General features: G+C 69.0%; 8 protein-coding genes. 4 read left to right on the top strand and 4 right to left on the bottom strand.

The annotated features are described in order from the left end of the window. Positions 1 to 67: 67 nt before the first annotated feature. Positions 68 to 2179: a PQQ-dependent dehydrogenase, methanol/ethanol family gene (locus tag ACSQ4M_RS29005; RefSeq protein WP_436192844.1), complete on the bottom strand. Its 2112-nt coding sequence runs from the start codon at positions 2177 to 2179 to the stop codon at positions 68 to 70. Positions 2180 to 2344: 165 nt separating this feature from the next. Here ACSQ4M_RS29005 and ACSQ4M_RS29000 point away from each other — a divergent pair, with 165 nt between their 5' ends. Next, complete coding sequence (locus tag ACSQ4M_RS29000; protein ID WP_436192843.1) at positions 2345 to 3532, top strand: helix-turn-helix domain-containing protein; 1188 nt, start codon at positions 2345 to 2347, stop codon at positions 3530 to 3532. On the opposite strand, the gene ACSQ4M_RS28995 is transcribed toward ACSQ4M_RS29000, so the two are convergent. After that, the gene (locus ACSQ4M_RS28995; RefSeq protein WP_436192842.1) at positions 3527 to 4687 is read right to left on the bottom strand and encodes a helix-turn-helix domain-containing protein; all 1161 of its coding nucleotides are present in this window, start codon (positions 4685 to 4687) and stop codon (positions 3527 to 3529) included. The genes ACSQ4M_RS29000 and ACSQ4M_RS28995 overlap by 6 nt on opposite strands. Before the next feature lie 370 nt (positions 4688 to 5057). Here ACSQ4M_RS28995 and ACSQ4M_RS28990 point away from each other — a divergent pair, with 370 nt between their 5' ends. Both ACSQ4M_RS28990 and ACSQ4M_RS28985 read left to right on the top strand, forming a co-directional pair. Further along, complete coding sequence (locus ACSQ4M_RS28990) at positions 5058 to 6305, top strand: acyl-CoA dehydrogenase family protein (protein WP_436192841.1); 1248 nt, start codon at positions 5058 to 5060, stop codon at positions 6303 to 6305. 43 nt (positions 6306 to 6348) lie between these two features. Next, on the top strand, positions 6349 to 7302 hold the full coding sequence (locus ACSQ4M_RS28985) for a transporter (protein WP_436192840.1): 954 nt from the start codon (positions 6349 to 6351) through the stop codon (positions 7300 to 7302). Positions 7303 to 7545: 243 nt separating this feature from the next. Here ACSQ4M_RS28985 and mgtA read toward each other — a convergent pair whose 3' ends face one another. Both mgtA and ACSQ4M_RS28975 read right to left on the bottom strand, forming a co-directional pair. After that, positions 7546 to 10281, bottom strand: a complete 2736-nt coding sequence (gene mgtA, locus ACSQ4M_RS28980; protein ID WP_436194081.1) for a magnesium-translocating P-type ATPase — start codon at positions 10279 to 10281, stop codon at positions 7546 to 7548. 272 nt (positions 10282 to 10553) lie between these two features. Further along, positions 10554 to 11057 carry an ornithine carbamoyltransferase gene (locus ACSQ4M_RS28975; protein WP_436192839.1) on the bottom strand — a complete coding sequence of 168 codons (504 nt, stop codon included), beginning with the start codon at positions 11055 to 11057 and terminating at the stop codon, positions 10554 to 10556. Positions 11058 to 11287: 230 nt separating this feature from the next. Here ACSQ4M_RS28975 and ACSQ4M_RS28970 point away from each other — a divergent pair, with 230 nt between their 5' ends. After that, positions 11288 to 12055, top strand: coding sequence for a Crp/Fnr family transcriptional regulator (locus ACSQ4M_RS28970; RefSeq protein WP_436192838.1), 768 nt, complete (start codon positions 11288 to 11290; stop codon positions 12053 to 12055). The last annotated feature ends 3 nt before the right edge of the window (positions 12056 to 12058 follow it).

Below are 12058 nucleotides of genomic sequence, written 5' to 3'. Positions count from 1 at the left end.
GTGTGGCTCCTGGAGGGATCGTGAAGAGGCGGGTGAGGTGGCGGATTCAGAAGACTTGCGGCGGGATCTACTTGGGCCGGACTGCGTCGGCCGTGCCCTGGATGAAGGCCTTGATCTTCTCGACGTCTTCCATGCTCAGCTTGCCCGTGAAGTCGGGCATGCCGCGCGACATGGCCGGGCCCTTGAAGATGAACTTGTCCAGGTGCTCGATGTAGGCCGGATCGAGGTAGCCGAGGTTGGGCAGGTTGCCGCCGCGGTCCACGCCGGGCACGCCGTGGCAGAAGGCGCAGTTGCTCACGTACAGGGCCGTGCCTTCGGCCACCAGCTTCTTGTCGTAGGGCACGCCCTGCAGCAGCTTGCTTTGCTGGTAGGCGACGAAGGCCGGCGCCTCGGCCTTGCCGTCCAGAGCGAAGGTGTAGACGGTGCCCGGGCCCTTGCGGTCCGTGGCACGCGCGGCCAGGCCGTAGACGCCGCCCCAGCCCACGGCGATGGAGACGTACTGGCGGCCATCGACCTCGTAGGTGACGGGTGCCGCGACCACGCCCGTGCCCGTGGGCTTTTCCCAGAGCTTCTTGCCGTCGCGCGCGTCGTAGGCCACGAAGCGCCCATCGGCCGTGCCCTGGAACACCAGGTTGCCTGCCGTCGCCAGCGTGCCGCCGTTCCAGGGCGAGACGTGCTCCACGCGCCAGCGCTCCTTCTGCGCCACCGGGTCCCAGGCGACGAGGCGGCCGAAGGGCGTGCTCTTGGCCGGCTCCATGTTCATCAGCATGGCCGTGTTCCAGCCGATGTTGCTGTGCGGCTCGGGTTTGGAGCCGCCGTTGAAGGTCCAGTTCTTGTTGTCCTGCAGCGTGATCGGCACGTGCTGGGCCGGCAGGTAGACCAGGCCCGTGCCGGGGCTGTACGACATGGAATGCCAGTTGTGGGCGCCGAACGGCCCGGGGATGGCGTCGTAGGGCTTGCTGCCGTCGCGCGCCGCCGGCAGCTCGATGGGCCGGCCGTTCTTGTCGTAGCCGCTCGCCCAGTTCACGTCGACGAAGTTCCTGGCCGAGATGAACTGGCCGTTGGTGCGGTCGATGACGAAGAAGAAGCCGTTCTTGGGCGCATGCAGGATCACCTTGCGCGGCTTGCCCTCGATCTTCAGGTCGGCCAGGATCATCGGCTGGGTGGAGGTGTAGTCCCAGTTGTCGCCGGGCGTTTCCTGGTAGTGCCAGACGTACGCGCCCGTGTCGGGATTGAGCGCCACGATGCTGGACAGGTACAGGTTGTCGCCGCCGGCCGGGCTGCGCCTGGATTGCGCCCAGGGCGAGCCGTTGCCGGTGCCGATGTACAGCAGGTTCAGCGCGGGGTCGAACGTCATCGTGTCCCAGGCCGTGCCGCCGCCGCCGGACTCCCACCACTTGCCGGCCGGGTCCCAGGTCTTGGCGGCCTTGGCCATCGCTTCGTTCTCGAAGGGCTTGGAGGGATCGCCGGGCACGGTGAACCAGCGCCACTGCTGGGCGCCGGTGTCTGCGTCGTAGGCGGTCACGTAGCCGCGCACGCCGTATTCGGCGCCGCCGTTGCCGATGACCACCTTGCCCTTGATGACGCGTGGCGCGCCCGTGATGGTGTAGGAGCGGCTGCGGTCGACGATGGTGTCCTGCTCCCAGGCCTTCTTGCCCGTTGCCGCGTCGATCGCGACCAGGCGGCCGTCGAAGGCGCCCACGAAGACCTTGCCCTGGTAGACCGCCACGCCGCGGTTGACCACGTCGCAGCAGCCCTTGAATCCCATGGAGCGGTCCACGCCGGGGTCGTAGGTCCACAGGCGCTTGCCGCTGCGCACGTCGATGGCGTGGACCACGCTCCAGCTGGCCGACACGTACATGACGCCGTCCACGACGATCGGCGTGGCTTCGACGCCGCGGGTGGATTCGAGGTCATAGGACCAGACCAGGCCCAGGCGCTTCACGTTGGCCGTGTCCAGCTGCTTGAGCCGCGAGAAGCGTGTCTCGGCATGGTCCAGGCCATAGCTGGGCCAGTCCTTCGTGGTGCGCGCGTTCGCCTCGATGAATCGGGTGTCCACGCGCGCCGTGGCGGCGCGCAGGTGTTCGGGCGAGCCCTTGGCCTGGGCGAGGGCCGATCCCGGCAGGGCCAGCGCCATGGCGATGGCCAGCAGGGTCGGGGAAAGCAGGCGGTTCTTCATGTGGTGTCGTCTCCTTGTGGGCTTGCTGGTGCATGCAGGGCGCCGCCTGGGTGTGGCGCCGTGGGGGACGATAGAAAAGGCGCCCAAGCGCCACAACATTCGGATTAACCCGGGGGCGTATCTGTACCGTGACGGAACAAGATCGCCCCGCTTTCCAGACGCCGCATGCAACGCCCACCTTCCGTCCTGTCGTCCTCCAACCCCTTCTATGCCACGCGGCAGGACCGGGTGATGCTGGCCCGCGAGCGCTATTTCGAGCGTGGAGAGAATCCGTCGGGCCTGGTGCCCGAACCCGTGCTGCAGTCCTGGGGACGGTGCCTCGGTGCCCGCCGCGATCCCGACGAGAAGATCAGCTTCGACCCGGTCAGCAAGGTCCGCACGGCCACTCTGCTCACGCACAACCGTGCGCTGATCGAGGCCGCCCAGGACCCGCTCGCCGAACTGGAGACCGTGATCGCCGGCAGCCAGGCGCGGGCCATGCTCACCTGCAGCAAGGGCATCGTGCTGATGACGTCGCGCCCCACGGCGGGCGACGGCCCACTGCTGCTGTCGGCAGCGCGGGTGGGTGTGAACATCGCAGAGGACGCCGTCGGCACGGGCGCACCCGCCGTGACCACACGCACGGGCGAGGTCTGCCATGTGCGCGGCGGCGAGCATTTCTTCCGCTGCATGGCCTCGCTGCACTGCGCCGCCGCACCCGTGCGCGACGCCAGAGGCCGCACCGTGGCCATGCTGGACCTGAGCAGCGAGGCCGGGCCTTTCCGCTTCGATGCCAGCGCCATGGCGCACATGTACGCGACCAGCATCGAGAACCGGTTGCTGGTGGGCACTGCGCACATGCACCTGCTGCTGCGGTTCCAGGCCAGCCGCAGCATGTTCCACACGCCGCTGGAGGGGCTGGCCGCCGTCGATGGCGCAGGCCGTCTGCGCTGGTTCAACGGCGTCGGCTCCCAACTGCTCGATCGCGCGCGCTGGCCGGACGAGGGGCTGGCGGCAGAGGAGGTGTTCGGCCTGGACCTGCGCAGCCTGCTGGAGCTGGCCCACCACGGGCAGACACGGCCGCACCGCCTGCCTTGCGGATTGACGCTGTGGGTGCAGGCGCACCTGGACGAGCGGGATGCGCCCACGCTGCGGGCGCAGACCGATGCGTCGCCAGAGCCCGAATCCGGGCCCGTCCCTGCGGAGCAGGACGATGGGTCGGTCGCCGGGCCGCCGTCTCTGGCGGCCGTCAGCCGCGGCGCGATCGAGCAGGCCCTGGCCCAATGCCAGGGCAACATCTCCCGCGCGGCGCGCCTGCTGGGGGTATCGCGCGGACTGCTGTACCGGCGTCTGCGCGAATGGGAGCAGTCATAGCCGCGCACCCCGGGGGGCCGGCAGCGCAGGACCGCCGCGGGAGACGTGATCCTTGGCCATCGCTTGCACCTGGGCACGGGCAAGCGTGGGGTCTGCTCCTGTGCCGCCCGCCGTCGGGTCGACGCTTGCCTCCTGCGCGCTGGCCGCGAATTCGCGCGGGCAGGCACCGAAGCGCCGCTTGAACAGCCGGGAAAAGTGGGAGGCATCGCTGAATCCCCAGCGCAAGGCCACGGCCAGTACACCGGGATGGGAGGGATTGCGCAAGTCGCGTGCGCTGCATTGCAGGCGCAGCTCCCGGATCAAGCCGCCGACGGACAGCGGCGCCTCCTCGAACAGGCCATACAAGGTGCGGCGCGAGACCTTGAAGCGCGAGGCCAGCATGTCCGGCCCGAGGCGGGGCTCGGCCAGGTGGTCGCGGATGTAGGTCTCGACCGCCAGGCGGAAGGCATCGCGCACCGGGAGCCGGTCCCGCTCCTGCGCCTGCAGCGTCGCCCCGAGCGCCACGGCGATGATGCTGTTGAGCGCGGCGCTGAGCCCGTCCTGCGCGGCATTGCCCACGCTCGCATCCACCTGCTCGAGCGAGCGGGCAAAGCGCGATGCCACCAGGCCCGTGCCCGTGCTGCCGTCCACACGGCGTGCGGTTGACTTGTAGGGCGCTGCCAGCCGCGACACCAGTTGTTCCCTGGGAATCCGGAACGACAGCACCCGCCAGTCGTCACGGAAGTCGAGGAAGTAGGGCCGCGTGCTGTCCACGATGGAGAAGTCGCCGGGCGACACCAGCGTCTCCTGGCCATCCTGGCGCACCACGCACGAGCCCTCGAGCTGGAAGTTGGCGAAGCAGAACTCGACCGGGTTGCGACGGATCTCCTCGCCGCGGCGCTGCACGAGCTGCGCGCGCGAGAAGACGCGCGTCTGCATGCTCATGGACAGCGGGCGAGAACCCACCTCTCCCACGAAATCGACGGCCGCCTGCCTGTCGGCGAGAACGGGGTCGAGCGAGACGAAGGCCTGGCACAGGACCTCGCGCCAGTAGCTGAAGCGCTGTTCCTGCGCACAGGATTGCGTCGTCCAGGTCTGCATCTCGCATCGGTCCGCATCGAGGCACAGGGCCGGGTGGTCCGTGCGCCCGCGGATGCGACTGCCGGAGCTTTCCATGGGGTCTCTCCTGTCTGCACAAGTCGTCAAGTCGGCATTGCACGAAAAGACAACTCACCAAAGGGCAGCGCGCGTTGTCACGGCCCGGCACGCTGGACTGCCCCGATGTGGGGACCGCGCGGCGCGCGCCGCAATATGCCGATGCCATGGCATGCACCGCAATCCGCACAAACACGGGCACAGAGTGCTCGCGCGTGGTCCAAGGCCCGGGCCACGCAAAGTTCGAGCCAGAACGCCGTCGCTGCACGCGGCCGCCGCGCTTGCGCAATTGGACAAACGGCCTTGCACGGCCCGGCGAGACCGGCCGAAGCACGCTGCCTACGATGGACTCGCTTGTTTCCATCCACCTGCAAGAAAGCTTGTTTGCCCCATGCCCATCGACTTCCAGCTCTCCGAACCCCAGAAAACCCTGCAAGCAGGCGCACGCGCATTCGCTGCCGACGTGCTGCGCAAGGTCGCTCCCACCATCGCGCCGATCGCGAAGCCGGACGAGCGCTTCTACGCCACGCGGCCGTTCTACCAGGCCATGGTCGGTGCCGGCTTCATCAAGGCCTTGCTGCCGGAAGCGTTCGGCGGTACCGCGCTGAGCACATTGGACTTCGCCCTGGCCGCGGAGGAGCTCACCGCCGCTGACGTCAACGTGCCTTCGGCCTTGCTGGGCACAGGCCTGGGCCTGCATGCGGTCGTGCACCATGGAACGCAGGAGCAGAAGCGGCGCTTCCTGCCGGACTTCACCGAGGATGGCTCGCGTCTGGCGGCGCTGGCCTTCACCGAGGTCACCGGTGGCGCCAACTACGACAGCACCGATCCCGCCGTGGGCGTGCAAACCTTTGCCCGCCTCGACGGCGACGAATGGGTGATCAACGGCGCCAAGCACTACACCACCAACGGCACCGGCTGGGATGGCAAGGGTGCGCACCTGTACAGCGTCATCTGCCGTACCGATCCGGCGTTGCCGCCCCAGCAGTCGCTGGCGGTGATCATGGTGCCGGGCACCGCGCCGGGCATCGAGATCGTCGGTCTCCTCGACACCATGGGGCACCGCGCGACGATCTCGCCACGCATTCACTTCAACAACGTGCGCGTTCCCGCCACGAACATCGTCGGCAAGCCCGGCGATGGCATCGCCATGCTGGAAGGTGCCTTCTCATGGACTGCGGCGCTGATCGGCGCGGCCTGCGTGGGCGTGATGCGCACCGCCTTCGACATCGCGCTGAAGTTTGCCCACAGCGACAAGCGCTCCGGCACGGTGCCCGTGATCGAGCACCAGAACGTCGGCTTCATGCTGGCCGACATCAAGATGCGCATCGAGGCCGCGCGCTACCTGACCTGGAAGTCCTGCCACCAGCTCGACCTGACCGAAGGCCGCAGCCGCGAGCTGGCGATCATCACCAAGACCTATTGCTCGGAGTTGTGCGTCCAGGTGGTCTATGACGCGATGCGCGTCGTTGGAGTCGACGCCTACACCGACCTCTATCCGCTGGCCGGTCTGATGCAGGACGCCCTGTGCTTCCCGCTGTACGACGGCGGCAACATGGGTGTGCGCCGCCGCCAGCTTCATACGCTGCTGCGCTCCGGGGAGTACGACGCGATGGCCTCGGCGGAGGCGCGCGGATAGGGCGTACGGGCTGACCACGCATGTTCAACCCGAGAGAAATGCCATGACGACAGACACACTTTCCATGGAGCGCGCCCCGGCGCGGCAGCCGCCACAGGCCCGGCTGCAGGCGCGCGCGCGTTCGAAGCGCAGAGCACCGCCCCTGGCAGCCCTGCTGCTGGCCGCGATGGCGCCCATGGCCGCACAGGCCATCGACGTGGACGTCGGCGACTTTGTTCCCGCGCCCGACGGAACCACGGTGGGACTGCTCTACTACCAGCACGCCGTACGCGACCGCCTCCATGCACAGGGCCGGCAGGCCGTGGCCGATCCACGGCTCGTCTCGGACGTCGGCATCGCCAGGCTGGTGCACTACACGCGGATCGGTGGACTGGCGTTCGCCCCCCAGGTCCTGGTCCCGTTCGGCCGGCTCGATGCGGGACGCGACACGGCGACGCTGGGCCGGACCAGCGGCGTGGGCGACATCATCCTGGCCGCGCCGTTCTGGCCGATCAACGATGCCGCATCCCGCACCTACCTGGGCATCGCGCCGTACCTCTACCTGCCCACCGGCAGCCATGACCGCAACCGCGCGCTCAACCTGGGCGAAAACCGCTGGAAATTCGACCTGCAGACCGGCTTCGTCAAGGGACTGACCGACAAGTGGTTCGTCGACCTGACCGCGGACGTCATGTTCCACGGCAAGAGCGACAACCATGGCGGCACTGGCGCCACCCTGAGGCAAAAGCCGCTCTACCAGGGCCAGGCCTTCCTGCGCTACCAGTTCACGCCGGGCGCCAACATCTTCGTCGGCCTGTCGCAGACACGGGGCGGTGAAACCCGGGTCGACGGCGTGAACCGCAACGACGCATCGCGCCAGCGCAAGGCCAGCATCGGCGGCAGCTGGTTCATCGAGCCGACCACGCAGCTGCTGGTGGCGTTCGGCCGCGACCTGCAGGTGGAAAACGGCTTCAAGGAAAACGCCCGCATCAACGTGCGGCTGCTGCAGGTCTTCTGAGAACGTGGCGCTCGGGTCCGGAGAGCAGCGGTGCTGGCGGGCGGGCTTTCCGGTGCAGCAGATCGAACCGCCATGAAGTGCATGCCGCTCAGACACAAAGCACGATGCTGAACGACGGCATCCGAAGCAATCGGTGTTGATTTCCACCGGCTCCTGACCCACGATGGATGCATGAGTTTCTACGCGCACCGCGCACCGCGTGCCGTGGTCTGTTCGGTAGCGTACCGGGCCGTACCAGCCGCTTCACTGCCAGCCGAAGCGCCGCACGTACCAGCGCTTCACAAGCGTCGTCAGCCCGAAGTAGCCCGCGAGGATGGCCACCAGCCAGCCGAAGTACGCCAGCGGCAATGCCTGCAGCTTGAAGTAGGGCGCAAGCGGCCCCATGGGCAGCCACACTGCCACCAGTGCGATGGCGCCCGTGGTGGCCAGCAGCGCCGGCGCGGCCCGGCTCTGCACGAAGGGCAGGCGCGGCGTGCGGATCAGGTGGACCACCAGCGTCTGCGTCAGCATGCCCAGCACGAACCAGCCGGTCTGGAACAGGCCCTGGCGCGCCACGCTGTCGGCTGCGAACACCCACCACATCACGGCGAAGGTGGCCAGGTCGAACAGCGAGGACAGGGGCCCGAAGCACAGCATGAAGCGGCCAATGTCGGACGGGTGCCACTGCAGCGGCTTCGCCACCTGCTCGGCATCGACCCGGTCGAAAGGGATGCCGGTCTGCGACACGTCGTACAGCAGGTTCTGCACCAGCAACTGGATCGGCAGCATCGGCAGAAAGGGCAGGAAGGCGCTGGCCACCAGTACCGACAGCACGTTGCCGAAGTTCGAACTGGCCGTCATGCGGATGTACTTGAGCATGTTGCAGAAGGTGGTGCGGCCCTCGATCACGCCCTGGTCCAGCACCAGCAGGCTCTTTTCCAGCAGGATGATGTCGGCCGCCTCCTTGGCGATGTCCACCGCGGTGTCCACCGAGATGCCGATGTCTGCCGCGCGCAGGGCCGGCGCGTCGTTGATGCCGTCGCCCATGAAGCCCACCACGTGGCCGCGCGTGCGCAGTGCGCGCACGATGCGCTCCTTGTGCAGCGGCGCGAGCTTGGCGAACACGTTGTGCGTCTCGACCGCGGCCTGCAGCGCCGCGTCGTCCATGGCCTCCACCTGTGCACCCAGCAGCAGCGGCGTGGCCGGCAGGCCGACCTGGGCGCAGACATGGGCTGTGACGGCCGCGTTGTCGCCGCTCAGCACCTTCACGCGGATGCCGTGCGTGGCCAGCGCGCGCAGCGCGGGGGCGGACGACTCCTTGGGCGGATCCACGAAGGCGATCACACCCACCAGCGTGAGGCCGGCCTCGTCGGCCACGGCGTAGGTGGACTGCGCGGGGGGCAGTTCCTTCATCGCCACGGCCACCACGCGCAGGCCCTCGGCGCCCAGCTCCTGCGTGTAGGCTTGCACGCGGGCCAGCGCCGCGGCATCCAGCGGCGTGTCCACGCCAGCGGCGCTGCGCACCTGCGTGCAGACGGCCAGCACCTCCTCCAGCGCGCCCTTGCAGACCAGCTCGTGGTGCTCGCCCTGCGCATCGGTCTCGGACACGACCACCGACATGCGACGGCGCACGAAGTCGAAGGGGATCTCGTCGATCTTGCGGTAGGCCTCCTTCAGGCGCAGTTCCTGCGCCAGCTCCACGTGGTCGAGAACGGCGTGGTCCAGCAGATTCTTCAGGCCGGTCTGGTAGTAGCTGTTCAGGAAGGCGAAGTTCAGTACCTCGACCGACGCCGCGCCGAAGGCGTCGGTCTTGCGCGCCACCGCGATCTTGTCCTGCGTCAGCGTGCCGGTCTTGTCGGTACACAGCACATCCATCGCGCCGAAGTTCTGGATCGCGTCCAGCCGCTTGACCACCACCTTGCGGCGCGACAGCAGCACTGCGCCCTTGGCCAGTGTGGAGGTGACGATCATCGGCAGCATCTCGGGCGTCAGCCCCACTGCCACGGACACCGCGAACAGGAAGGCTTGCAGCCAGTCGCCCTTGGTCCAGCCGTTGAGCATGAAAACGATGGGCACCATCACCGCGGCGAATCGGATCAGCAGCCAGCTCACGCTGTTGACGCCGGCCTGGAACGCATTGGGCGCCGTCTCCTGCGCCTGCGCGCGAGCGGCCAGGTGGCCGAAGTAGGTGCGCGGTCCGGTGGTCAGCACCAGCACCGTGGCGGTGCCCGAGACCACGCTGGTGCCCATGAAGACCAGGTTGCGCGCCTCCAGGGGGCCAGCCCCGGGACCTGGCGCGTCGGCGAACTTCTCGACGGGGGCGGACTCGCCCGTCATGGCCGATTGCGCCACGAACAGGTCGCGCGCGGCCAGCACCCGGCCATCGGCCGGCACCATGTCGCCCGCCGACAGCGCCACCACATCGCCCGCCACCAACTCGCGCACAGGGACCTCCTGGTGCAGCGGCGGATCGGGCGCGGCGGGCGCCGGCCGCAGCACGGTGGCGGTGTTGCCCACCAGCGCGCGCAGCCCCTCGGCGCAGCGGTGCGCGCGGCCCTCCTGCACGAAGCGCAGCAGCGTGCTCAGGCCCACCATCAGCGCGATGACCACCGTGGCGCGCGCGTCCGCGCTCAGCCAGGACAGCGCGGCCAGCGCCGTCAGCAGCAGGTTGAAGGGGTTGGTGTAGCAGTGCCACAGCCGCAGCCAGTCGGGCAGGGGCTTCTCGTGGTCGACCTCGTTGGGGCCGTCGCGCGCCAGGCGTTGCGCTGCTTCGGCGGGGGGCAGACCCTGCGGGCCGGAGCCCAGCCGCCGCAGCGCATCGGCGGGCGGCTCGGCGGCATCGCGCAGCAGCGCGGTCGCGAGCGGAGCCGAGGCCGCAGGAGCCTGGCCGCGTGCCAGCGCGCCCAGCAGCGGCCGGCGGCCGAAATGCCGCAGCGCGCGCCGGCGGCGCAGGAAGCGGCTGAAGCCCTGCCGGAACATGGTGGCCAGCAGCCCCGCCATGCCGCCTGTCGCGTCGTGTCGTGCCATGGGGCGTGGGGCGGCCGGTGTCGCGGCCTCAGGCAGCACGTGGCCGATGGCCGCGCGCCGGTCCACCGCAACGTGGAGGCCGAGGTGGCGCATCAGCGCTATGGTCTGCCATGCCTGGGGCCTGCCGGCGCTGGGTTTCGGTTGTCATCGGGCCTACCCGGTGCTCCTGGGCGGCGTCCAGGACCAGAGATGGCACTGGCTGCCAGCAACACCCACCGGCCGACGGCGGCAGCATGGGCCGGCGCCTAGCACATGCTTTGCAGGACGAGGGCCTGCAGAATGCGGCGGTGCCTGTGCTGCGGCGCGTCGGCACCATCCAGCCGTGCTGCCAGCGTGGCCGCCTGCGCCGCCGCCGCGATGTACCCGTTGGTGACCGGGATGGTGGCCGTTCGCGCCAGCGCGTCCACGACCTGGTCGGGCACGCCATCGCAGGTGACGGCGTCGTACAAGCGGCTGAGCAACCTCGCGGCTTCCTCGGTCGTCTGCGGCGTGCTGCCCAAGGTCTGGCTGGCGGCCAGAACAGCCGCACGGGCGCCGAGTTCGGTGGCGGCCTGTTGAAACGCCTCGACGTGTGCCCCTTGCCCGTTGCCGCACAGCACGCCCAGGTTGCGGCCTTTCAGAGGGGGGCGCTGTGCGCCGGACGCCGGTGCATGTCCGAGGCTCCGCGCACAGGAGAGCACGGCACCGAGATCGGGAGGCTTCGGGCTCAGGTGATGCTTCGCCGCAGGCGGCTTGGGGAGAGAGGGCATGGTGGCGTCTGGCTGTCGCGCGTCGATTTGCGTGCCACAGCTTAGAAGCCACGCGCGGGCCGCCGTTTGCTCCCCATCAAACGCCGGCAAGGTGGCGCACAGGTGAGCGGATTGACACGCGCCGTTCACGCAGCGTTACGCAACCGCACCGAGCGTTGCCACCGCCTTGCGCGCCGGTCCCTAGCATGTCCCTGCCAGCCATTGACTTTGCCTGCCAGGAGAGAACCCCCATGCTGCAAGCCGCCGACACCTCCCATGAATTGCCCCCCATGGCCTGCGCCGGCAATGCGGTTGCGGTCCGCCCGCAACGTGACGACAGTGCGGCTTTCGGCCGCCAGATCGCCCAGACCCTGGAACTGCTGACGTCCGCCCTTGTACCGCAGCGCCGTTTGGTGCATGCCGGCGACAGCATCTACCAGGCGGGCCAGCCCTTCGAGAGCCTGTACATCCTGAACTCGGGTTTCGTGAAGATCGTGAACCTGAGTGCCGATGGGCGCGAGCAGGTGGTGGGCCTGAAGTTCCGGGGCGACTGGATGGGGTTCGACGGGATCGCCGAGGGGTGCCATGGCTGCGATGCCGTCGCGATGGACACCGGCGAGGTGTGGGCCATCGGCTACGACGCGCTGCTGGCGGCCTGTGCCGCGGCACCTGCGCTGCTCAAGCTGCTGCACGAAGCCATGGGCCGCGAGATCGCCCACGACCGGGGCTCGCTGATGTCGGTCTGCACCTTGTCGGCCGAGGCCCGCGTGGCCGATTTCCTGCTGCAGTGGGGTGCGTCGATGGCCCTGCGGGGCCAGCGCACCGATGCCATCACGCTGCGCATGACGCGCGCCGAGATCGGCAACTACCTGGGCATGGCGCTGGAGACCGTCAGCCGTGCGCTGTCCCGGCTGGCGCGCGAGAAGATCATCGACTTCGTGGAAAAGGGGCGGCGCGACGTGCGGATCGCCGATCCGCAGGCGCTCACCCATTTCCTGCAGCGCTGCGCCGCCCTGTGACGG

The organism is Pseudorhodoferax sp. LjRoot39 (genome assembly GCF_964253035.1).
GTDB lineage: Bacteria > Pseudomonadota > Gammaproteobacteria > Burkholderiales > Burkholderiaceae_C > Pseudorhodoferax.
The sequence above is the reverse complement of the archived record's forward strand: the minus strand, read 5'-3'. Positions and strand labels throughout refer to the sequence as shown.

Coding starts and splice junctions, on each gene's coding strand:
- ACSQ4M_RS28970 (WP_436192838.1), top strand. CDS start 11,288: ATGCTGCAAGCCGCCGACACCTCCCATGAATTGCCCCCCATGGCCTGC.
- ACSQ4M_RS28990 (WP_436192841.1), top strand. CDS start 5,058: ATGCCCATCGACTTCCAGCTCTCCGAACCCCAGAAAACCCTGCAAGCA.
- mgtA (WP_436194081.1), bottom strand. CDS start 10,281: ATGGCGGGGCTGCTGGCCACCATGTTCCGGCAGGGCTTCAGCCGCTTC.
- ACSQ4M_RS29005 (WP_436192844.1), bottom strand. CDS start 2,179: ATGAAGAACCGCCTGCTTTCCCCGACCCTGCTGGCCATCGCCATGGCG.
- ACSQ4M_RS28995 (WP_436192842.1), bottom strand. CDS start 4,687: ATGGAAAGCTCCGGCAGTCGCATCCGCGGGCGCACGGACCACCCGGCC.
- ACSQ4M_RS28985 (WP_436192840.1), top strand. CDS start 6,349: ATGACGACAGACACACTTTCCATGGAGCGCGCCCCGGCGCGGCAGCCG.
- ACSQ4M_RS29000 (WP_436192843.1), top strand. CDS start 2,345: ATGCAACGCCCACCTTCCGTCCTGTCGTCCTCCAACCCCTTCTATGCC.
- ACSQ4M_RS28975 (WP_436192839.1), bottom strand. CDS start 11,057: ATGCCCTCTCTCCCCAAGCCGCCTGCGGCGAAGCATCACCTGAGCCCG.